Consider the following 22,280-nt stretch of genomic DNA (forward strand, 5'->3'; position numbering starts at 1 on the left):
GGGCCTAGCCCGGATCACGGAAATTCGCCGGCCCAGCCGCCGATACGCTGACCGGCGCGCCCTGTCGGGTAGCCATGTCGATGCCTTCGCTGGCCACCTCGGCCAGGAAGTCGATCTGCTCGGGGGTAATCACATAAGGCGGCAGGAAATACACTACGCTCCCCAGCGGGCGCAGCAGGGCGCCACGGGTCAAGGCATGCTCGAACACCCGCAACCCGCGTCGCTCCTGCCAAGGGTAGGGCTGGCGGCTGGCCTTGTCTTGCACCATCTCGATGGCCAGGACCATCCCGGTCTGGCGCACCTCCGCCACATGGGGGTGGTCAGCCAGGTGCGCGGTTGCCGTAGCCATGCGCCGGGCCAGTGCCTGGTTGCGCTCGATGACCTGGTCCTGTTCGAAGATGTCCAGTGTGGCCAGCGCGGCGGCGCAGGCCAAAGGGTTGCCCGTGTAGCTGTGCGAATGCAGGAAAGCACGCAGGGTGGAATAGTCGTCGTAGAACGCCTGATACACCTCGTCGGTGGTCAGGCATGCGGCCAGGGGCAGGTAACCCCCCGTCAGCGCCTTGGAAAGGCAGAGGAAATCCGGGCGAATGCCGGCCTGCTCGCAGGCGAACAGGGTTCCAGTGCGGCCGAAGCCTACCGCGATTTCGTCATGGATCAGGTGCACGCCGTAGCGGTCGCAGGCCTCGCGCAGCAGTCGCAGGTACACCGGATGGTACATGCGCATGCCGCCGGCACCCTGGATCAGCGGCTCGATGATGACCGCGGCCACGCTTTCGTGATGCTCGGCCAGGGTTTGTTCCATGGCCGCGAACAGCGTGCGCGAATGGTCTTCCCAACTCCTGCCTTCAGGGCGCAGATAGCAATCCGGGCTCGGTACCTTGAGCGTATCGAGCAGCAAGGCCTTGTAGGTTTCCGTGAACAGCGGCACGTCACCTACGGACATGGCCGCGATGGTTTCGCCGTGATAGCTGTTGGTGAGGGTGACGAAGCGCCTCTTCTTCGGCTGGCCGCGGTTGAGCCAGTAGTGATAGCTCATCTTGAGCGCCACTTCGATGCACGAGGAGCCGTTGTCTGCGTAGAACACCCGGTCCAGGCCGGCCGGAGTGATCTTGACCAGGCGCTCGGACAGCTCGATGACCGGGGCGTGGCTGAACCCTGCCAGGATGACATGTTCCAGCTGGTCGACCTGATCCTTGATGCGCTGGTTTATCCGCGGGTTGGCGTGGCCGAACACGTTGACCCACCAGGAGCTGACCGCGTCCAGATAGCGCTTGCCATCGAAGTCTTCCAGCCACACGCCATCACCACGCTTGATCGGGATGACAGGCAGCCGTTCGTGGTCTTTCATCTGGGTGCAGGGGTGCCATAGCACGTCCAGGTCCCGGTCCATCCAGTGTTGATTGAGACTCAAGGTCAAGCTCCGTGGCGCCTATGGTACAGGGCCGCTGAAAAATAAAGACGCAAGCCTATGCAATGCCGCCGCGGCGAACAACCCATAAACTCAGGGAGTGACTTGCGTCATGGCGCCGCGCTGGCAGGCGGCGCATCACGGCGCTTGCCTGGATTAACCTTGCCTTAACGGTGCTAGAGCATTATTCCTATCGTTACCCTCGATAGGTTGAAGCGAAATTTTCCGCTTTTTTTCGATAGGTAAGCCGCTAACCTTCCACCATCGATTTCAAGGAACGCTGTCATGCAGCTTCGCAATTCTCCCTCACGCTATGGTGCCGTCAGCCTCTTCCTGCATTGGGGTGTGGCGCTCGCGGTATTCGGCATGTTCGCCCTGGGCCTTTGGATGGTCGGACTCGGCTATTACGACCCCTGGCGCAAGGCCGCGCCAGAACTGCACAAAAGCATTGGCCTGATGCTGTTCTTGTTCATGCTGCTGCGGGCGATCTGGCGGTTCGTCAGCCCGCCTCCGCCACCAACGCCCAACCAGGGCAAGCCCACTCGGGTAGCTGCCGTGGCGGTGCATATGTTCCTGTACCTGGACCTGTTCCTGGTCATGATTACCGGCTACCTGATTTCCACCGCCGATGGCGTAGGCATTTCAGTATTCGGCTGGTTCCAGGTTCCAGCGGCCTTCAGCGGCATCGAGAACCAGGCGGAGCGGGCAGGCGATATTCACCTCTACCTGGCCTGGGCACTGGTCGTTTTCTCCGTATTGCATGGCCTGGCCGCGCTCAAACACCATTTCGTCGACCGGGATGCCACCTTGGTGCGCATGCTGGGCCGCCGCGCTTGACCACAATGACTACTCACGAAAAGGAAACCCTCTCATGTTGAAGCACACACTGGCCGCGCTGGCCCTGACCACTACCGCATTGACCGCTGGCCAGGCCATGGCCGCTGATTACCACATCGACAAGGAAGGCCAGCACGCCTTCGTCGACTTCAAGATCAGCCACCTGGGCTACAGCTTCATTACCGGTACCTTCAAGGACTTCGACGGCAATTTCAGCTTCGATGCCGCCAAACCCGAAGACGCCAAGATCGACGTCACCCTGAAAACCGCCAGCGTTTTCACCAACCATGCCGAACGTGACAAGCACATCAGCAGCAAGGATTTCCTCAACGTTGCCCAATATCCGGAAGCCACCTTCAAGTCCACCAGCGTCAAGCCCACCGGCAAGAACGCTGACGGCAAGCTGACCGCGGACGTGACCGGTGATCTGACCCTGCAGGGCGTCACCAAGCCTGTAGTCATCAAGGCCACCTTCCTCGGCGAAGGCAAGGACCCGTGGGGCGGCTACCGCGCCGGTTTCGAAGGTACCACCAGCATCAACCGCAAGGATTTCGCGCCCAAGACCATGGACCTGGGCCCACAGTCCGATACGGTAGAGCTGTACTTCTCCTTCGAAGGCGTACAGAAGAAGTAAACCGCCTCGCAATGAAAAACGCCGCGCCCCTTCCAGGGCGCGGCGTTTCTCTTTCCGGGGTTCGACTCAGTTCTTGCGCGTCAGCAAGGCTGGCTTTTCCCCGGTCTTGGCGCGGCTCTGCAAGTCATCGAGCTGCTCGGCGGTCAGCGACCGGTCCAGCTTGGACTCTTTCATGATGATCACCGGCTTCGGCGCTTCACGGCGGGTTTCGGTCGGCAGGGAGGCACCCAGCTCTTCGCGAGGACGACGATTGCGTGGGTTGTCCCGGCGTGGCTGGCCACTGCCCTGCTTGGGGTTGCGCGGGCCGGAACGCTTGGCCCCAGCCTCGTTGGCCGGGCGTGCAGTGGCGCTTGGCTGGCCGCGGCGCGGCGCTTGTCCATTGCTCTTGCCGGCGGCAGGCGCCTGTCCGGCTGCCGCGCCTGGACGGCGGTTGCGCCCTTGACCTTTCTGATTCTGGTACGGGCTGACGTAGTCTGCCCGATTGCCGAAGTTGTCGATCTCGTCGTCCAGGAAGACTTCCGGGTCACGATTGCCCAGCTCGGCTAGAGGTACCGGCGCTGCCTGGGTCGAACGCTGGGGCTGACGGCCGGACTGGGCGCGGCCCTTTGGCTGGCGCGCTTCGCCACGGGGAGCGCTGCCTTCGGCGGTTTTTTCCCGAGGCTTGTCCTTGCCCTTGTCCTTGCCTTTGTCCTTGCGGCCGCCAGCTGGCTTGTCACCACGAGGCTCGCGGCCGCGTCCCTTGTTGGCAGGCGGACGCTCACGGGTTTCCGGCTTCTCCGCTTCGATGGTGCTGGGGTCGAAACCCATGAGTTCGCCATCCGGGATCTTCTGACGAGTCATGCGCTCGATGCTCTTGAGCAGCTTTTCCTCGTCGGGGGCGACCAGGGAAATGGCTTCTCCGTTGCGGCCCGCCCGGCCGGTACGGCCGATCCGGTGAACGTAGTCTTCTTCAACGTTGGGCAGTTCGAAGTTGACGACGTGGGGCAGTTGGTCGATGTCCAGCCCGCGCGCGGCGATATCGGTAGCCACCAGCACGCGCACGGTGTTGGCCTTGAAGTCGGCCAGCGCCTTGGTGCGCGCGTTCTGGCTCTTGTTGCCGTGGATGGCGGCTGCGGTCAGGCCGTGCTTTTCCAGGTATTCGGCCAGGCGGTTGGCGCCGTGCTTTGTGCGGGTGAACACCAGGACCTGCTCCCAGGCACCCTGGGTGATCAGGTGAGCCAGCAAGGCACGCTTGTGGCTGGCGGCGACGTGGTATACCCGTTGTTCGATGCGCTCGACGGTAGTGTTGGGCGGGGTGACCTCGATGCGCTCGGGATTGTGCAGCAGCTTGCCGGCCAGGTCGGTGATGTCCTTGGAGAAGGTAGCCGAGAACAGTAAGTTCTGACGCTTCTCCGGCAGGCGTGCCAGTACCTTCTTGACATCGTGGATGAAGCCCATGTCCAGCATGCGGTCGGCTTCGTCCAGCACCAGTATTTCCACATGGGCGAGGTCTACACTGCCCTGGCCAGCCAGGTCCAGCAGGCGCCCCGGGCAAGCCACCAGTACGTCTACACCCTTGGCCAGCGCCTGCACCTGCGGGTTGATGCCCACGCCGCCAAAGACGCAGGCGCTGACGAACTTCAGGTCCCGCGCATAGAGGCGGAAGCTGTCATGAACCTGGGCCGCCAGTTCACGGGTAGGCGTCAGGACCAGCACACGCGGCTGGCGTGGGCCATGACGCTGGGATTTGTCGGGATGGCCCGCCGGGAACAGAAGCTCCAGGATGGGCAGGGCGAAACCGCCCGTCTTGCCGGTACCCGTCTGGGCCGCCACCATGAGGTCACGGCCTTGCAACACGGCGGGAATGGCCCGCTGTTGCACGGGGGTTGGCTGCGTATAGCCAGCAGCCTCGATAGCACGGACGAGAGCCTCGGAGAGACCGAGGGAAGCAAAGGACATGGGCAATCCTGTTCGTTGTAGGGGCTTGGGCCCGAGAAACGTTTGCCTGGCGCGGGGCGGATATCGACGCAACCGCGTCCGGTACTGCTGGTGCTCGCGGAGGGTCGCAGCGGGCTGCCGGGGCATGAGCCTGGCGCGGGCATACGGATATGGGAAGCGAGGACCGGCGTCCGGGCGTAAGCCTGGCGGGAACGCCGGAGTATAACAGAGCCTTGCGGTGCCGCTGATATTTCGCAGCCCGAAGGTCATGTTTTTATGCCGGGTGCTTACATTCCATAACGTTCGAGCAATCGCCTGTAGCCGGGCTCGCGCTTGAAGGCGCGAAGAGCGCCGGCGAACCGCTCGGCCAATGACGGGCCATCGCCCTCGCGCCGCAAGGCCAGATAGAGGACGTCCCGGTGCACCAGCCTGGGGATTTCCTCAACCCTGTCGGTCAGGCCTAGGTGCTCGAGGGCGGCATGGCCTTGGCGTCGGTCGCTGATGACCAGGTCCACGCGTCCTAGGAGCAGTTTGCCGAAGTTGGCCTCCAGGGTAGGTGCTGGCTCCTGGATGGCCAGGCTGGCGTTGAATTCCGGCCCGTAGACAAAGCCGGGCGCGATGCCCACGCGCACGCCTTGCAATGTGCCGAGCCGTGCCAGGGGCAGCGGTCGCGCCTGCGCCTGGAAAAATACGAAGTTCACTGTAGACAACGGCTCCAGGGCATAGACCAGCAGCGCTTCCCTGGCCGATGTCCGGAAGATATCCAGAGCGCCATCGGCCTGCCCTCGGTCGAGCATCATCAGGCAGCGCTTCCACGGCAGCAGCTCCCATTCCACTTCAATACCCAGGCGACGAAAGACTTCGCTTGCGATCTCGTAGTCAATGCCTTTGAGCGTTGCGCCGTCCCGGTACACGTAAGGTTCCCAGGGGTTGGTAACCAGATGCAGGGAGCGCGCGCCGGCCATGGCCAGCATGGGGCAGAGAAGCAAGGCAAGCAGGGAAATGGCTAGGGCGCGCATGGGCGCAGAGTAAGGGCCGGGTAGACGCCTGGCTAGTCAGGCTTTCCCTTAATGGCAATGTGACGGCGCTGTCGTCCGTTGGCGCCAGCGGTGCCGTAAACGCCCGGAACCCGGTGGGAGCCAGCACCAACTGGCGAATTCGGCATGCACTAGCTGGCGCCAGTTCCTGCAAGCGGGCCGGGCTGCCGCGCTTGCAGGCTGAAACGGCTCAGGCACTCCTGCCCAGGTTCTTCCAGATGGCCAGGCTCGCCTGGGCCTGGTTGAGGGTGTAGAAGTGCAACCCTGGGGCGCCGCCGACGAGCAGTTGCTCGCACATCCGGGAAATCATCTCTTCGCCGAAGGCCTGGATGCTTGCGCTGTCGTCGTTATAGGCCTCCAGCTGCTTACGGATCCAGCGTGGAATCTCCGCGCCACAGGCTTCGGAGAAACGTGCCAGCTTGCTGTAGTTGGTGATGGGCATGATGCCGGGCACGATTGGAATCTCCACGCCGAGCTTGCGAATCCGTTCCACGAAGTAGAAGTAGCTGTCGGCGTTGAAGAAGTATTGGGTGATCGCGCTATCGGCGCCAGCCTTGGCCTTGCGGGCGAAATGGGCCAGGTCGTCTTCCAGATTGCGAGCCTGGGGGTGCATTTCCGGGTAAGCCGCTACCTCGATATGGAAATGGTCACCGGTTTCGGCGCGGATGAATTCAACCAGGTCATTGGCATGGCGCAGCTCGCTCGCGGCCATGCCCATCCCGGACGGCAGGTCGCCGCGCAGGGCCACGATGCGCTTGATGCCGGCATCGCGATACTGGGCCAGCAGATGGCGCAGTTCGGCCTTGCTGTCGCCCACGCAGGAAAGGTGAGGCGCGGCGGGCACCTGCACTTCCCGCTCCAGTTGCATGACGGTATCGAAGGTGCGGTCGCGGGTGGAGCCACCGGCACCATAGGTGCAGGAGAAGAATTCCGGCTGGTAGGCGGCCAGTTGGCGCGCCACGGCCATCAGCTTCTCATGCCCGGCCTCGGTCTTGGTCGGGAAGAATTCGAAGCTGAAGCTTTTATCGGCAAAGGACATGGTCAAGACAGCTCTTCGAAGAAGCGCGGCCGCGGGTCGGCAGTGGTAAGCCGTGTTTCAGGCTTGCCCCTGCCGACCGCCGCCAACGCTGATTTAGTAACGGTAGGTGTCTGGCTTGAACGGACCTTCGACGGTCACGCCAATGTAGTCGGCCTGCTTGGGCGTGAGCCGGGTCACTACGCCGCCAAAGCCGCGGACCATCTCCAGGGCTACTTCTTCGTCCAGCTTCTTGGGCAGTACTTCCACGGTCAGGCGCTCAGCCTTGGCGGCTGGAGCCAGGTCGGCGAACTTCTGGGCGAACAGGTGAATCTGCGCCAGTACCTGGTTGGCGAAGGAGCCGTCCATGATCCGGCTAGGGTGGCCAGTGGCATTGCCCAGGTTGACCAGGCGGCCTTCGGCCAGCAGGATCAGGTAATCGTCGTTCTGTGCATCGAAGCTGCCGGCGCCGGTGCGGTGTACCTTGTGCACCTGAGGCTTGACCTCTTCCCACGCCCAGTTCTGGCGCATGAAGGCGGTATCGATCTCGTTGTCGAAATGCCCGATGTTGCAGACTACGGCGCGTTTCTTCAGCGCACGCAGCATATTGGCGTCGCAGACGTTCACGTTGCCGGTGGTGGTGACGATAAGGTCGATGCGTCCCAGCAGTTCACGGTTGACCGAAGCTTCGGTGCCGTCATTGATGCCGTCCTGGTAGGGCGAAACCACTTCGAAGCCGTCCATGCAGGCCTGCATGGCACAGATCGGGTCCACTTCGCTGACCTTGACGATCATGCCTTCCTGGCGAAGGGACTGGGCCGAGCCCTTGCCCACGTCACCGTAGCCGATCACCAGCGCCTGCTTGCCGGAGAGCAGATGGTCGGTGCCACGCTTGATGGCGTCGTTGAGGCTGTGACGGCAGCCGTACTTGTTGTCGTTCTTGCTCTTGGTCACCGAGTCATTGACGTTGATCGCCGGTACCTTGAGGGTACCTTTGGCGAGCATGTCGAGCAGGCGGTGCACGCCCGTGGTGGTTTCCTCGGTGATGCCGTGGATGCGGTCAAGCATCGCCGGGTATTTCTTGTGCAGGATCTCGGTCAGGTCGCCGCCGTCGTCCAGCACCATATTGGCATCCCATGGCTGGCCATCCTTGAGGATGGTCTGTTCGATGCACCATTCGTATTCGGCTTCGGTTTCACCTTTCCACGCGAACACGGGCACGCCAGCGGCGGCGATGGCGGCGGCGGCCTGGTCCTGGGTGGAGAAAATGTTGCACGAAGACCAGCGTACCTCGGCACCCAGGGCAACCAGGGTCTCGATCAGCACGGCGGTCTGGATGGTCATGTGAATGCAACCCAGGATCCTGGCGCCCTTGAGCGGTTGCTCACCGGCATACTTGCGGCGCAGCCCCATCAAGGCGGGCATTTCCGATTCGGCGATGATGATTTCACGACGGCCCCAGGGGGCCAGGGAAATGTCGGCGACCTTGTAGTCGGAAAAATCGGCAGGCGTCAGTACAGCACTCATTCGAGAGTCTCCATTCGTAATATGCGAATGGGCGCCGTTGTGCGTCCGGGCCAGTTGACCCGAGGCCGGTCAGTGCCGACCGTGCAAACGTCCCAACCGAGCCTGACAGGTATGACCTGCTGCAGCGCCCCTCGGCTGGGTGGCGGGAGTGCCTACATGAACGTAGGCGGTGAACGTCCGTCAGTATATAGGCTGCCTGGGCAGAGTGTCGAATCCGCCGGGCGACTGGTCGCTCGCGACGAAACAGCCGTAGAGGCGCGGCCCGGGCTCTGCCATGCTGGTGCCCGGACATACATGAGGGATGCACATGAACTTTCATACCCGCAAATGGGTGAAGCCTGAAGACCTGAACCCCAACGGCACCCTGTTCGGTGGCAGCCTGCTGCGCTGGATCGACGAAGAGGCGGCCATCTACGCCATCGTGCAGCTCGGCAACCAGCGTGTCGTTACCAAGTACATCTCGGAAATCAACTTCGTCAGTGCCTCGCGTCAGGGCGACATCATCGAATTGGGTATCACCGCTACCGAATTCGGCCGCACCTCTATCACGCTGACGTGCGAAGTCCGCAACAAGATTACGCGCAAGAGCATCCTGACGGTGGACAAGCTGGTATTCGTGAACCTGGGCGAAGATGGCTTGCCCGCTCCCCATGGGCGTACCGAGATCCGCTACATCAAGGATCAGTTCGCCGAGGATGCCCGGAGCAATTGACGCCGGAAATGCCCTGCGGCGCCACCGCAAGGCGCTGACTCGTAGGAGGTTCGGGCCTGCCTGCAAGGGTCGCGGTCGCGTTGCCGGAGAAGTCATGTCATGCGGGTTTACGCTGGGAGCCTTCCTGGTATTGACCATGGGCGGTTGTACGGAGGCACGAGGCGGCGCTCATGGAAAGCGCAAGCGACCAGGCGCTACCATGAAGCCTTTCCTCACTTACGCGAGACGCTCCGCCGCTGCCCACGGCGAGCGGGAAACAAGGAACCGGTTTGTTCGCCACCACCCTCGTATTGTTAGCGGCCGTGCTGCACGCGGCCTGGAATATCCTGGTCAAGTTCAGCGCCGAGCGCTGGCTGGTGGTGGCCAGCATGGATGCAATCGCCTTTCTGGCAGTCATTCCCCTGTTGCCCTTCGTCAGCTTGCCGCCCGGGCCGCTATGGCCCTGGTTGATCGCCAGCGCCTTGTTCGAGCTGTTGTATCGCTACCTGCTGATCCGGGCGTATCGGTCGGCGGATCTGGGGCTGGTGTACCCGTTGATGCGTGGCCTGTCGCCGCTGGTGGTCCTGGCCTTGACGCTGCTGGCAGGCAGCGAGCCCCTGGGCACTCACCAGGTGCTGGGGATTCTCTTGATTCCATGTGGCATGGCGTGCCTGCTCTGGCAGGCCGGAGGTGGGGAGCGTTTGCCATGGACGGTATTGCCCGTGGTACTGATGATCGGCGTTTGCATCGGTAGCTACACCTGGATCGATGGCCAGGCGCTGCAGCGATGGTCTCGGCCGCTGGATTACCTCGTCTGGCTGACGCTGATCAGTGCCTGGCCTTTTCCCACCCTGGCAGCGTTGGGGCGGCGCCAGGCGTTCGCCCGTTTCTGGCAGGCCCAATGGCGCCTGGGCACTGCGGTGGGCGTCTGTGTTCTGGCCAGCTATGCCCTGGTGTTGTGGGCCATGGCCGCGGGCTCGGTTGCGGAGGCGGCGGCATTGCGGGAAACCAGTGTGATTCTGGTGGTACTGTTCGGAATGCGGTACCTGAAGGAACCCATGGGGGCGCCTCGGCTGCTGGCCTGCACCTTGGTGGTGGCCGGCATCATGATCATGAAGCTTCATTGAGAACGGGAAGGAACGAAAGATGACGACTGCCTACTGGTGTGTGCTGGTAGCTATCCTGCTGCCTTATGTGTGTACCGTGGTCGCCAAGGCGGTCGGCGGCCGCTACGCGGGCGGCGCCAACCGCGACCCCAGGGCGTATCTGGATAAGCTTCAGGGCTTGCCTCGCCGGGCCCATGCCGCGCAGCTTAACGGCTTCGAGATCACCCCGGCCTTTGCGGCGGCCGTGATCATCGCGCATCTGGCCGGAGGCGCCGAACAAGGTACCCTGAACGGGCTCGCGCTACTGTTCGTGGTCAGCCGCCTGGCCTATATCCTCTGCTACCTGGCAGACCAGGCCACGCTTCGCTCGTTGTGCTGGTTGATCGGCCTGGGCTCCATCGTTGCGTTGTTCTGCGTAGCGGCGTGATCGCGCGCTTTCGGGCGTTTACTTGTCGAGCTCGTCCACGGCTTCCTGCAGTTGCTTGCGAGCTTCGGCGAGCTTGTCCTTGCGCTTGTTGATCTTGTCCGGGTCGCCTTTCTTCATGGCCTTGTCGAGATCAGCCTGACGCTCGCTGACCTCCTTCTTTGCCTCCAGCACCTTGGTTTCACGCTCTTTCTGCAAGCGTTCATCGGTGCAATTGGCCTGCAGTTCGCCCAGGGCGATCTGCAGGCCTTCCAGTTCATGCGTGTTACCGTCCTTGCGGGCGCGGTCGATCTGCGCCTGCACGCGCTGCTCCTTGGCGGCGCAACCCTTCAGGCCGGCGGTCTCGTCGGGGGTGGCGGCAAGGGATGGTTGAGCCACCACACCGAAAAGCAGGGCCAAGGTAAGCAAGACTTTCATGAATTCTCCGGGTTCGTTGCGCTCAGGTCAGGGCCATTGGAACGGATGTCCGAAGGAAGTTCAAACCCTTCGGTGAACCCGTCGACGCCAAGCCGGCCGAGCGCGGCCGCCATTCGCAGGGCTGGCGGGTGCTGGAAAAAGGCCGTCAGTTGCCGCGCCCGAAGGGGGCCGGTCCCGGTTTCATTGGTCCAGACCTCGAGGCTGCGGCCGGCCAGGGTTGCCCAGGTGGCGACTTCCTTCGGGCGATGCATGGGCGGCACGCTCATCGCTTTCAGCCAAAGCCTGAAGGGTTTTTTCCGAGCCAGGGCGAAGCTGGCGGCAATTCGTTCAGCCTGGCGAGGGCCGATGCCGTCTACCTTGGCCAGGGTGTCTTCATCCAGGTTCAACCAGCTGTGAAGCTCGGGTAGCAGGCCCGCATCCAGCAAACGTTCCCAGGTTCCCTTGCCGACCCCGGGCAGGGCGAGCGTGTCCCGATGGCTCATCCAGCGCAGCCTGGCCAAGTACTGACTGCGACAGCCATCACTGGGCGTCCAGCAGGTCAATGGGCCATAGCGGGACGGCTCCGGGGGAGTGACTGGCCCGCGCAACGGGCTGCGCCATACCACCTCGCCCAGTCGGGGGATGGTGAGCCCCGCCAGCTCCAAGGAAATCTGGTCGCCGGGCTGGACGTCCAAGGCTTTCCAGCGCGCCAGTGAACCGAGGCTTACCCGACGCACAATGCGGTCGTCCAGGCGCACGGGTTCCAGTTCCAGCACGGGGGTGACACGCCCGGTGCGGCCGACCTCGAAGCTGAGGCCGCGTACCTCGGCCAGGGCGCTGCGCCAGGGGTATTTCCAGGCCGTCACCCAATGCGCGGGCTTCGCCCTCCAGCGGCTGGCGGGTGGTCGACGGCTTTCGCGCAGAATGATCCCATCGCTGGCGAAGGGTAGCGGGTTGTTGTACCAGTGCTCTCGCCAGCGGCTCGCGTCGTCAAGGGTCATGACCGGATGGCTGTAGCGTTGCGGATCCATAAAGCCCAACTCGGCCAGGCGGGAAAGGCGCGCCTCCAGGGTTTCCGGCCCTTCTGGCCATGCCCAGGGGAAGAAACCGAGGCGGCTCGCTTCGTGGTCGGGCAGGTCGCGGCGAGCCATTAGCCCGGCGACTTCGCCGCGGGCATTGCGGCCTCCCGTTTTCGACTGCACGTGACCGTCCAGGCGAAGGTAGATCTCGCCTTGCAGATCCAGGTCCAGCGGCTCGGGCAAACTCGCGGGCAGGGCGCCGATCTTCCGGGCCTTGCCGGTCCAGTCATGGCCCCGCATGCCGTCGCCTCGGCTAAGTACCTGGGCAAGCCGGCCCTGGCGGTAGCTGACGCTTACCGCGACCCCGTCGACCTTGGGTTGTACCCAAACCTGTTGGCGACCTGACAACCAGCTTTGCACCTCGGTCTGGTTCTTGAGCTTTCCGACGCCGGTATGGGGAATAGGGTGAGGCAGCGGGCCGATAGCGCTCGCCAGGGGCGCCTGAGCCTGTAAGGGGATGTGGGGAAAGCATCCTTGCCAATGCCGCAGGCGGTCCAGGGCCTGGTCATAGACCTCATCGGCCACCTTCGCCTCGCCATCTCGATGATAGGCAACCTGCCACTGGCGTATCTGGGCATCCAGGCCGCGCAGACGTTGTTCGGTTTCGTGATCCTCCCAGCGGGGACAGGCCAGGGCGAAAGTACTGCCGAAGCAGCCCAGGGCGAGCAATAACAGGCGTTGCATGATCGAGCATCCTTGCTCCGGGGTGATGCCATAGCCTAGAACGAAGAAAGCCTTCCCGAGGGAAGGCTTTCTTACGACATATTGCGCGCGGGGCGCAGGCCGCGCCGGCCGACGGAGCTTAGAGCCCAGCCGCCGCCCGCAGGGCCTCGGCGCGATCGGTGCGTTCCCAGGTGAACGCGGTAAAGGTGTCTTCGCCCACGGTCATTTCATAGGGGTTGCGTCCGAAGTGGCCATAGGCCGCGGTCGCCTGATACATCGGGTGCAGCAGGTCGAGCATGCGGGTAATGGCATAAGGCCGCAGATCGAAGTGCTCGCGCACCAGCTGGATGATCTTCTCGTCCGACAGCTTGCCGGTGCCGAAAGTGTTGAGCGAAATGGACGTGGGTTGGGCCACGCCGATGGCGTAGGACACCTGGATCTCACAGCGGTCAGCCAGGCCCGCGGCCACGATGTTCTTGGCCACGTAGCGGCCAGCGTAGGCGGCGGAGCGGTCTACCTTGGACGGGTCCTTGCCGGAGAAGGCGCCGCCGCCATGACGCGCCATGCCGCCGTAGGTGTCGACGATGATCTTGCGGCCGGTCAGGCCACAGTCACCTACCGGGCCACCGATGATGAAGTTGCCGGTGGGGTTGATGTGGAACTGGGTATCCTTGTGCAGCAGTTCGGCCGGCAGGCTGTGCTTGACGATCAGCTCCATCACCGCTTCGCGCAGGTCGTTGTACCTCACCTCCGGGTTGTGCTGAGTGGACAGCACAACCGCGTCGATGCCGGTGACGCGGCCGTTTTCATAGCGGCAGGTCACCTGGGATTTGGCATCCGGGCGCAGCCATGGCAGCAGGCCGGACTTGCGCGCTTCGGCCTGGCGCTCCACCAGCGCGTGGGAGAAGCGAATGGGCGCGGGCATCAGCACATCGGTTTCGTTGCTGGCATAGCCGAACATCAGGCCCTGGTCGCCGGCACCCTGGTCCTCCGGCTTGCTGCGGTCCACGCCCTGGGCAATGTCCACCGATTGCTTGCCGATGATGTTCATCACGGCGCAGGTGGCGCCATCGAAACCCACTTCGGAGCTGTTATAGCCGATGTCGATGATGACCTCGCGCACGATCTCCTCGAGATCGACCCAGGCGGAGGTGGTCACCTCGCCGGCGATGATGGCCACGCCGGTCTTGACCAGGGTTTCGCAGGCTACGCGGGCATGCTTGTCTTCGGCGATGATGGCGTCCAGCACCGCATCGGAAATCTGGTCGGCGATCTTGTCCGGGTGCCCTTCGGACACGGACTCAGAGGTAAAAATGGAGTATTCGCTCATCTCGACGGCTTCCTGAAAAAATTACCGATGGTGAGTGTTGCCAGCCGGCCGCCGGAAGTGGCGCACCTGGATCTGGAAACCGTTACGCAGGCCCACATAGAGCCCATCCCCGGGGAGTAGCCCCGCAGCGGTGGCCCAGCGGGCCAGTTCTTCCTGTTCAAAGCCCAGCCAAAGATCTCCGCAGGCCGTCCTGGCCCAATCCTGGTCGTGGCTGCACAACTCGGTTACAAGCAGGCTGCCGCCTGGGTTCACCCGGGCGGCCAGTTGTTTCATGGCGTGGGCAGGGTCGCTGAAATGATGCAATACCATGTTCACGACTACGCAGTCAGCGCCTTCGCCCCCGCTGTTCAAGGCGTCGCCCAGCTCGACCGCGACATTTCCCAGCCCTTGGCGTTCGCAGAGCTGCCGGGCAAGGTCGAGCATTTCCGGGCTGTTGTCCACCGCGGTCACCCGGGTGAAACGTTGCGCCAGGTCAGGCAGGAAGCCGCCGTCGCCGGGGCCGACCTCCAGCGCCGTGGCACTCGGGCCCAGGGCGAGAGTGTCCAGCAGGGCCAGCAGGCTGTCCCGGTATTGCGGCAGGCCGGCGATCAGATCCTGCTGGGCGCGGAACCGCTCGGCCATGCGCGAGAAGAACACCTGGCTGGCCGCGGCACGCTGGCGTTGTACTTCGGCCATGCGCTGCTGGGCTGACGCCGGCAGCGCGAGGGTATCGGCTTCCTGCAACAAGGCGCCATGCAGGCGGCCGCCGAGGCGTTGGTCCGCCGGCAGGGTACGGCGGTAGAAAATGGCATTGCCTTCCCGCCGCGTCGCCACCAGCCCGGCCTGGGCGAGCACTTTCAAATGGTGGCTCATGCCCGACTGACCGATGTCGAAGATCTGCGCCAGCTCCAGCACGCCGAAGGAATCCCATGCCAGGGCGCGCAGCACGTTCAAGCGCAGCGGATCCCCGCCGGCCTTGCACAGGCTGGCCAGGTCATCGGCGGGTTCGTGGCGAAGAGTGGGTACGCGCAGGCTCATGGGGCGGGAGTCTAGTGCCGCCACCGGGTGCTCGCAAGGCTAATATCAAAAACTTTTGATATTGAAGGGGTGAACCGTTTAAGGGCGAAAAAAGCGCCGCGCCCTTTATCTTCGATTGCGAGCACCCCGGCCATGGGCGAAAATGCCGCCTTTGTCGTTTCATCATTTCAATGGAGATCAGCGATGCCCAGCCGTCGTGAGCGTGCCAACGCCATTCGTGCCCTCAGCATGGATGCCGTGCAGAAAGCCAACAGCGGTCACCCCGGGGCCCCCATGGGAATGGCCGATATCGCCGAGGTCCTGTGGCGCGACTTTCTCAAGCACAACCCGGCCAACCCGGCGTTCGTGGACCGGGACCGCTTCGTCATGTCCAACGGCCACGGTTCCATGCTGGTCTATTCGCTGTTGCACCTGACCGGCTACGACCTGTCCATCGACGATCTGAAGAACTTCCGCCAGTTGCACAGCCGCACGCCAGGCCATCCGGAATACGGCTATACCCCTGGCGTTGAAACCACCACTGGCCCGCTTGGCCAGGGCCTCGCCAACGCCGTTGGCTTCGCCATCGCCGAAAAGGCCCTGGCGGCGCAGTTCAACCGCCCAGGTCATAACATCATCGATCACCACACCTATGTGTTCCTGGGTGATGGCTGCATGATGGAAGGCATTTCCCATGAAGTCTGCTCACTGGCCGGTACCCTGGGCCTGGGCAAGCTCATCGCCTTCTACGATGACAACGGCATTTCCATCGACGGCGAGGTCGAGGGCTGGTTCAGCGACGATACGCCCAAGCGCTTCGAAGCCTATGGCTGGCAGGTGATACGCAACGTCGACGGCCATGACGCCGACGAGATCAAGACCGCCATCGAAACCGCGCGCAAGAGTGCCCAGCCTACCTTGATCTGCTGCAAGACCACCATCGGCTTCGGCTCCCCGAACAAGCAAGGCAAGGAAGAGTGCCATGGCGCTCCGCTGGGCGCCGACGAAATCGCCCTGACCCGCGCCAACCTGAAGTGGAGCCACGGTCCCTTCGAAATCCCGGACGACATCTATAAAGAGTGGAACGGCCGCGAGAAGGGTGCCGCTTTCGAGGCTGACTGGGACCAGCGCTTCGCTGCCTATTCCGCTGCCCACCCGGACCTGGCCAACGAGCTGATCCGCCGCATGAGTGGCGAGCTCCCAGCCGATTTCGCCGCGCAGGCCGATGCCATCATCGCCGAAGTGGCCGCCAAGGGCGAAACCATCGCCAGCCGCAAGGCCAGCCAGAACACCCTCAATGCCTTCGGCCCACTGCTGCCTGAACTGCTTGGCGGTTCGGCGGACCTGGCCGGTTCCAACCTCACCTTGTGGAAGGGCTGCAAGGGCATCAGCGCCGAGGACGCGGCCGGCAACTACCTGTACTACGGCGTTCGCGAGTTCGGCATGAGCGCCATCATGAACGGCATCGCCTTGCATGGCGGCTTCGTGCCCTACGGCGCGACCTTCCTGATCTTCATGGAATACGCCCGCAACGCAGTGCGCATGTCCGCTTTGATGAAGAAGCGCGTGCTGTACGTGTTCACCCATGACTCCATCGGCCTGGGCGAAGACGGCCCTACCCACCAGCCGATCGAGCAGTTGGCCAGTCTGCGCGGTACGCCAAACCTCGACACCTGGCGCCCCGCGGATGCGGTGGAGTCGGCCATTGCCTGGAAGCATGCCCTGGAGCGCAAGGACGGCCCTTCGGCACTGATTTTCAGCCGGCAGAACCTGACCCATCAGGCCCGCGACGCCGAACAGCTGGCCAACGTCAGCAAGGGCGGCTACGTACTCAAGGACTGCGCCGGCGAGCCGGAGTTGATCCTGATCGCCACCGGTTCCGAAGTCGGCCTGGCCGTACAGGCCGCCGACGCCTTGACCGCCGAAGGTCGGAAGGTGCGCGTGGTTTCCATGCCAAGCACCAGCGTGTTCGATGCTCAGGACGCGGCCTACAAGCAGGCGGTCCTGCCGCTGGAAGTCAGCGCGCGGATCGCCATCGAGGCTGCCCATGCGGACTTCTGGTACAAGTATGTGGGCCTGGAAGGTCGCATCGTCGGCATGACCACCTTCGGTGAGTCCGCGCCGGCCCCGGCGCTGTTCGAGGAGTTCGGTTTCACGGTGGCGAACATCGTGGGCATCGCCAATGAGCTGCTGGAAGACTGACCCCACCGCGCCGCCCCGCTTTCCCGGGCAGGGAGGGCGAGGCGGCGCTGGTTTACCCGGAAAATGAGCCGCGCCATGTCCCTGTCTCGCCCCTATCGGGTTGCCCTCAACGGTTATGGCCGCATTGGCCGCTGCGTGTTGCGCGCGCTCCACGAGCGTCGTGGGCGTGGCGGCCTGGAAGTGGTGGCGCTCAATGATCTGGCGGACCTGGCCAGTCTGGAGTACCTGACCCGCTTCGACTCTACCCACGGCCGCTTCCCGGGCGAGGTGCACCGGGTCGACGGCGGCTTGAGCATCGATGGCCGCTATCTGACCGTCATGCGCAGTGCCACCCCCGAGGGCGTGGATTGGGCCTCCCTGGAGCTGGACCTGGTCATGGAGTGTTCCGGCGCATGGCATACCCGGGCTGACGGTGAGCGCTTCCTGGCCGCCGGCGCCCCACGCGTGCTGTTCTCCCAGCCCATGGCTAGCGAGTCGGATGTGGACGCGACCGTGGTCTACGGCATCAACCAGCATCATCTGAGCGGTAGCGAGCGGCTGGTGTCCAACGCATCCTGCACCACCAACTGCGCGGTGCCGTTGCTGCGCCTGCTGGATGCCGCCTTCGGCATCGAGTACGCCTCCATCACCACCATTCATTCGGCGATGAACGACCAGCCGGTCATCGACGCCTATCACCATGAAGACCTGCGACGCACCCGTTCAGCCTTCCAGTCGGTGATTCCGGTATCTACCGGGCTTGCGCGCGGAATAGAACGACTGCTTCCGGAACTTGCGGGCCGAATTCAGGCCAAAGCAGTGCGCGTACCCACCGTCAATGTGTCTTGCCTGGATATCACCTTGCAAACAGCCCGTGACACGGATGCTCGGGAGGTCAACCGCGTATTGCGCGAAGCGGCATCCGGCGGGCCTCTGCAGGGGTTGCTGGCCTATACGGAGTTGCCGCACGCCAGTTGTGATTTCAACCATGACCCTCATTCAGCCATCGTCGATGCCAGCCAGACCCGGGTATCCGGCCCCCGGCTGGTGAACCTGCTTGCCTGGTTCGATAACGAATGGGGCTTTGCCAATCGAATGCTCGATGTCGCGAACCACTTTCTCGGCATCGCCACAACCAAGAACGAACACGCCTAAGGACTGACACATGACCGTGTTGAAAATGAGCGAGCTGGACCTGCAAGGCAAGCGCGTGCTGATTCGCGAAGACCTGAACGTCCCGATCAAGGATGGCGCCGTGGCAAGCGACGCGCGCATCCTTGCTGCGTTGCCTACCTTGAAGCTCGCCTTGGAGAAGGGCGCGGCGGTGATGGTCTGCTCTCACCTGGGGCGTCCCACTGAAGGGGAGTTCTCCGCCGAGAACAGCCTGCAGCCGGTGGCGGCCTACCTGAGCAAGGCCCTTGGCCGCGAGGTGCCCCTGGTCAAGGATTACCTGGGCGGCGTAGCCGTCGAGCCGGGGCAGGTGGTGTTGTTCGAGAACGTGCGCTTCAACACTGGCGAAAAGAAGAATGCCGATGACCTGGCCCAGAAGTACGCGGCGCTCTGCGATGTCTTCGTCATGGACGCCTTCGGCACTGCTCACCGCGCCGAGGCCTCGACCCACGGTGTGGCCAAGTTCGCCAAGGTAGCGGCGGCCGGCCCCCTCCTGGCGGCAGAGCTGGACGCCCTGGGCAAGGCCTTGAAGGCGCCCGCGAAGCCGATGGCGGCCATTGTCGCGGGCTCGAAGGTGTCCACCAAGCTCGATGTGCTCAACAGCCTGAGCGCGGTGTGCGACCAACTGATCGTTGGGGGCGGCATCGCCAACACTTTCCTGGCCGCGGCTGGCCACAAGGTGGGCAAATCCTTGTACGAGCCTGACCTGATCGAAACGGCCAAGGCCATCGCCGCCAAGGTCAGCGTGCCGCTGCCGGTGGACGTGGTCGTAGCCAAGGAGTTCGCCGAGAGCGCCGCGGCCACGGTCAAGGCCATCGCCGACGTGGCCGACGACGACATGATTCTGGACATTGGCCCGAAAACCGCCGAGCAGTTCGCCGAATTGCTCAAGAGCGCCAAGACCATCCTCTGGAACGGCCCGGTAGGTGTCTTCGAATTCGACCAGTTCGGCAACGGTACCAAGGTATTGGCCAAAGGCATCGCGCAAAGCGACGCATTTTCCATTGCAGGTGGTGGCGATACCCTTGCCGCTATCGATAAATACCAAGTGGCCGAGCAGATTTCCTACATCTCTACGGGCGGCGGTGCCTTCCTCGAGTTCGTCGAAGGCAAGGTATTGCCGGCTGTCGATATGCTGGAACAGCGAGCCAAGGGCTGATCCGCATGAGGCGTGGTGCTTGCTTGCTGTTCACGGTCGGTCTGCTCGCCGGTTGCAGTCACACTGCGGATCCGGGGCGGACGACGGCTGGTTCCGCCTCGCCCGCGCCAGATTGCAGCCAGCCGAACTGGCGGCTGCGCTGGCAGGCCGAGACCGCGCCCGTGATCACCAGACGCCAAGGGCAGGAGGCCCTGGAAACCTTCGATGCCGAGAGCGATGGCCAAGCGCCTTGTCCCTGAGCAACGAACGGCCACCGGAGCGGTCTTTTGAAGACCGTCCCGGTATGAGAAAGGAGTCCATCATGAAGTCAGTAACGGCTTTGGCTTGCGCCATGCTTGTGTTGTCAGGTTGTTCGATGTTCGGTGGCCAGGGCAGCCCCTGCGAGGTATTCAGCCCCGCGCCCGTGGAACTGCCAAGCAACCAGAACGACCAGCGAGTACAGACCAACGCAACGGGAGATCCGACAGTAGCTGGAAACAGCCAGCAGAATTGCGAGTCGGATTGACCTTGCCGCCAGGTGACGCGCATGCCGAGCCTGGCCGGATTACCGGAGCGCCGCGGCGGTCCGTGAACATGCCCGGGCCCGTTTGAGGCCCGTAATTAGCCTGTAGCGCGGTTGCCCTAGGGTAGCCGCACATGCAACTTCACCGACCCTGGACCGGGAGAGAGATAAACCATGGCACTGATTAGCATGCGCCAGTTGCTGGACCACGCCGCCGAATTCGGTTACGGCGTGCCGGCGTTCAACGTGAACAACCTTGAGCAGATGCGCGCGATCATGGAAGCGGCCGACAAGACCGACTCGCCGGTGATCGTGCAGGCTTCGGCAGGCGCTCGCAAATATGCTGGCGCGCCCTTCCTGCGTCATCTGATCCTGGCGGCTGTCGAAGAATTCCCGCACATCCCGGTGGTCATGCACCAGGACCACGGCACCAGCCCGGATGTGTGCCAGCGTTCCATCCAGCTGGGCTTCAGCTCGGTGATGATGGACGGCTCGCTCAAGGAGGATGGCAAGACCCCATCGGACTACGAGTACAACGTACGGGTCACCCAGCAGACCGTCGCCTTCGCCCATGCCTGCGGCGTTTCGGTGGAAGGTGAGCTCGGGTGCCTGGGCTCCCTGGAAACCGGCCAGGCGGGCGAAGAAGATGGCGTCGGCGCCGAAGGCATCCTGGACCATAGCCAGATGCTGACCGACCCTGAAGAAGCCGCTGACTTCGTCAAGAAGACCCAGGTGGACGCGCTGGCCATCGCCATCGGCACCAGCCACGGCGCCTACAAGTTCACCAAGCCGCCAACCGGCGACGTGTTGGCGATCGACCGCATCAAGGAAATCCACAAGCGCATCCCCAATACCCACTTGGTGATGCACGGCTCTTCCTCGGTGCCGCAGGACTGGCTGGCGATCATCAACGAGCACGGTGGCGACATCAAGGAAACCTACGGTGTGCCCGTCGAGGAAATCGTCGAGGGCATCAAGTACGGCGTGCGCAAGGTCAACATCGATACCGACCTGCGTCTGGCGTCCACGGGTGCCATTCGCCGCTTCATGGCACAGCACCCGAGCGAGTTCGACCCGCGCAAATACCTGGCCGAAACGGTCAAGGCCATGCGCGACGTCTGCATCGCCCGTTACGAAGCCTTCGGAACGGCCGGCCATGCGTCGAAGATCAAGCCTGTTTCCCTGGAAGTGATGTTCCAGCGTTACGCGAAAGGTGAGTTGGCGGCGAAGGTCAACTAAGTCGCCTTAAAGCAGAACGGCGGAGGAGGCAAAGGCCCCATCCGCCGTTTTTCGTTTCTACGACTGGCTTATCAAGAGCCGGTTACATGGCTGATGGCCAGTTTGTCGAATATCACCTGGCCGCCTTCGGTGGAATAACCGGCGTTGTCTTGAACGTAGACGCCTGCCTTGAAGTACAGGTTCTTGGTTTTCCAGGCGGAATTCAGCTTGGTGCTCCACTGGTAGTTAGCTGCGTTCACCGTCAAGTTGCCCTCCTTGTCCAAGTGAATGGTGTACTCGAACTTGGTGTTCAGCTTTACGCCGGTGCCGATCTGGACAACGGTCGGATCGTCCTGCGAAGGAGAAGAACGCAGCTTGGCAACGATGTTACCGGTCTTGCTGCTGGTCTTGTACTGGTACTCGAGCTTGATCAGCGGGTCATTGCTGTCGTGCTGGTGGATCTGTCCAATCACGATCTTGCCGGTGGAAGGGACTTTGTTCACGGTGACGCTGGCGCGCAGGTAGTTATCCGCCGCCGTATATTTCCAGTTGCGCAACGAACCGTCAGCATTGGTCTCACGCAACTCACTACGTGGGTACTTGGCGCTCTTGGTAGTGGTGCCGGTTACCGGAGCCCAGAAGAACAAAGTGCCACTATCGGCGTGGAAATACTGGTCCTTATATCCTTTTGCCAGCACTGGCGTATCGATGGTCTTGGCAGGGCTACCAACGGGAATGCTGAGGTTCCAAGTGGACAGGTCGATCATGATACTTTCACCTACACTACTAATTCTGAAGAAAAGTTAATGGCCGAATGAAATGATCAAAAAAACCCGATGCAATCGGGCGTATAACAAGGGCGGCCCCCCTCTGTATGTCTAAAAAGATACATTGAATTATCGATGGCGCCATCCCTTTGGCGCCAACCGTTTGTCGGGGTTGCGTAACCCCTTGATTCATGCGGTTTCAGCAAGATGCCGTTCGTCAGGT

General features: G+C 62.8%; 19 protein-coding genes, 1 pseudogene and 1 riboswitch. Of the genes and pseudogenes, 10 read left to right on the forward strand and 10 right to left on the reverse strand.

Annotation, left to right across the window (positions count from 1 at the left end):
• Positions 1 to 4: 4 nt before the first annotated feature.
• A complete protein-coding gene (locus ACP691_RS15955; RefSeq protein WP_426151590.1) occupies positions 5 to 1,411 on the reverse strand; it encodes an adenosylmethionine--8-amino-7-oxononanoate transaminase in 1,407 nt (468 codons plus the stop codon).
• 282 nt (positions 1,412 to 1,693) lie between these two features.
• Here ACP691_RS15955 and ACP691_RS15960 point away from each other — a divergent pair, with 282 nt between their 5' ends.
• On the forward strand, positions 1,694 to 2,245 hold the full coding sequence (locus ACP691_RS15960; protein WP_426151588.1) for a cytochrome b: 552 nt from the start codon (positions 1,694 to 1,696) through the stop codon (positions 2,243 to 2,245).
• A gap of 34 nt (positions 2,246 to 2,279) precedes the next feature.
• Positions 2,280 to 2,879, forward strand: a complete 600-nt coding sequence (locus ACP691_RS15965; RefSeq protein WP_426151586.1) for a YceI family protein — start codon at positions 2,280 to 2,282, stop codon at positions 2,877 to 2,879.
• 66 nt (positions 2,880 to 2,945) lie between these two features.
• Here the strand turns inward: ACP691_RS15965 and ACP691_RS15970 are convergent, their stop codons facing one another.
• The 4 genes from ACP691_RS15970 to ahcY form a co-directional block, all read right to left on the reverse strand.
• Complete coding sequence (locus tag ACP691_RS15970; protein ID WP_426151584.1) at positions 2,946 to 4,817, reverse strand: DEAD/DEAH box helicase; 1,872 nt, start codon at positions 4,815 to 4,817, stop codon at positions 2,946 to 2,948.
• A gap of 266 nt (positions 4,818 to 5,083) precedes the next feature.
• Complete coding sequence (locus ACP691_RS15975; RefSeq protein WP_426151582.1) at positions 5,084 to 5,815, reverse strand: substrate-binding periplasmic protein; 732 nt, start codon at positions 5,813 to 5,815, stop codon at positions 5,084 to 5,086.
• A gap of 208 nt (positions 5,816 to 6,023) precedes the next feature.
• Positions 6,024 to 6,872 (reverse strand): methylenetetrahydrofolate reductase [NAD(P)H], encoded by an 849-nt coding sequence (metF, locus tag ACP691_RS15980; RefSeq protein WP_426151807.1) that lies wholly within the window; start codon positions 6,870 to 6,872, stop codon positions 6,024 to 6,026.
• Positions 6,873 to 6,965: 93 nt separating this feature from the next.
• Entirely contained in the window at positions 6,966 to 8,375 is a 1,410-nt protein-coding gene (ahcY, locus tag ACP691_RS15985) for an adenosylhomocysteinase (protein WP_426151580.1), read from the reverse strand.
• 22 nt (positions 8,376 to 8,397) lie between these two features.
• Positions 8,398 to 8,514: riboswitch (S-adenosyl-L-homocysteine riboswitch) on the reverse strand.
• A 168-nt stretch (positions 8,515 to 8,682) separates the two neighbouring features.
• Between ahcY and ACP691_RS15990 the strand changes: the two genes are divergently transcribed.
• From ACP691_RS15990 to ACP691_RS16000, 3 genes are all read left to right on the forward strand, one after another.
• The gene (locus ACP691_RS15990) at positions 8,683 to 9,087 is read left to right on the forward strand and encodes an acyl-CoA thioesterase (RefSeq protein WP_426151578.1); all 405 of its coding nucleotides are present in this window, start codon (positions 8,683 to 8,685) and stop codon (positions 9,085 to 9,087) included.
• Between the two features lie 269 nt (positions 9,088 to 9,356).
• Positions 9,357 to 10,193, forward strand: coding sequence for an EamA family transporter (locus tag ACP691_RS15995; protein ID WP_426151576.1), 837 nt, complete (start codon positions 9,357 to 9,359; stop codon positions 10,191 to 10,193).
• A gap of 19 nt (positions 10,194 to 10,212) precedes the next feature.
• Complete coding sequence (locus ACP691_RS16000; protein ID WP_426151574.1) at positions 10,213 to 10,599, forward strand: MAPEG family protein; 387 nt, start codon at positions 10,213 to 10,215, stop codon at positions 10,597 to 10,599.
• A gap of 18 nt (positions 10,600 to 10,617) precedes the next feature.
• Here ACP691_RS16000 and ACP691_RS16005 read toward each other — a convergent pair whose 3' ends face one another.
• The 4 genes from ACP691_RS16005 to ACP691_RS16020 all read right to left on the reverse strand — a co-directional run bounded on the left by ACP691_RS16005 (position 10,618) and on the right by ACP691_RS16020 (position 15,081).
• Positions 10,618 to 11,013 (reverse strand): DUF1090 domain-containing protein, encoded by a 396-nt coding sequence (locus tag ACP691_RS16005; RefSeq protein ID WP_426151572.1) that lies wholly within the window; start codon positions 11,011 to 11,013, stop codon positions 10,618 to 10,620.
• Positions 11,010 to 12,755, reverse strand: a complete 1,746-nt coding sequence (gene ligB / locus ACP691_RS16010) for an NAD-dependent DNA ligase LigB (RefSeq protein WP_426151570.1) — start codon at positions 12,753 to 12,755, stop codon at positions 11,010 to 11,012. The genes ACP691_RS16005 and ligB overlap by 4 nt, the downstream gene beginning before the upstream one ends.
• Before the next feature lie 118 nt (positions 12,756 to 12,873).
• Complete coding sequence (gene metK, locus ACP691_RS16015; protein WP_426151568.1) at positions 12,874 to 14,064, reverse strand: methionine adenosyltransferase; 1,191 nt, start codon at positions 14,062 to 14,064, stop codon at positions 12,874 to 12,876.
• 21 nt (positions 14,065 to 14,085) lie between these two features.
• Positions 14,086 to 15,081 carry an ArsR/SmtB family transcription factor gene (locus ACP691_RS16020; RefSeq protein WP_426151566.1) on the reverse strand — a complete coding sequence of 332 codons (996 nt, stop codon included), beginning with the start codon at positions 15,079 to 15,081 and terminating at the stop codon, positions 14,086 to 14,088.
• Between the two features lie 183 nt (positions 15,082 to 15,264).
• Here ACP691_RS16020 and tkt point away from each other — a divergent pair, with 183 nt between their 5' ends.
• The 5 genes and pseudogenes from tkt (at position 15,265) to fba (ending at position 21,311) form a co-directional block, all read left to right on the forward strand.
• Positions 15,265 to 17,262: a transketolase gene (gene tkt / locus ACP691_RS16025; protein ID WP_040259590.1), complete on the forward strand. Its 1,998-nt coding sequence runs from the start codon at positions 15,265 to 15,267 to the stop codon at positions 17,260 to 17,262.
• 75 nt (positions 17,263 to 17,337) lie between these two features.
• Positions 17,338 to 18,403: pseudogene (gene epd, locus ACP691_RS16030) on the forward strand (erythrose-4-phosphate dehydrogenase).
• Positions 18,404 to 18,406: 3 nt separating this feature from the next.
• Entirely contained in the window at positions 18,407 to 19,570 is a 1,164-nt protein-coding gene (locus tag ACP691_RS16035) for a phosphoglycerate kinase (protein WP_426151563.1), read from the forward strand.
• A gap of 301 nt (positions 19,571 to 19,871) precedes the next feature.
• Positions 19,872 to 20,075, forward strand: coding sequence for a hypothetical protein (locus ACP691_RS16040; protein WP_040259596.1), 204 nt, complete (start codon positions 19,872 to 19,874; stop codon positions 20,073 to 20,075).
• Between the two features lie 171 nt (positions 20,076 to 20,246).
• The gene (gene fba, locus ACP691_RS16045) at positions 20,247 to 21,311 is read left to right on the forward strand and encodes a class II fructose-bisphosphate aldolase (protein ID WP_426151561.1); all 1,065 of its coding nucleotides are present in this window, start codon (positions 20,247 to 20,249) and stop codon (positions 21,309 to 21,311) included.
• A 71-nt stretch (positions 21,312 to 21,382) separates the two neighbouring features.
• On the opposite strand, the gene ACP691_RS16050 is transcribed toward fba, so the two are convergent.
• A complete protein-coding gene (locus tag ACP691_RS16050; protein ID WP_426151559.1) occupies positions 21,383 to 22,057 on the reverse strand; it encodes a polysaccharide lyase family 7 protein in 675 nt (224 codons plus the stop codon).
• Positions 22,058 to 22,280 lie beyond the last annotated feature (223 nt).

The sequence above is a fragment of the Pseudomonas sp. DC3200b2 genome, from assembly GCF_049895785.1.
In the GTDB taxonomy this organism is placed as follows: Bacteria; Pseudomonadota; Gammaproteobacteria; order Pseudomonadales; family Pseudomonadaceae; genus Aquipseudomonas; species Aquipseudomonas massiliensis.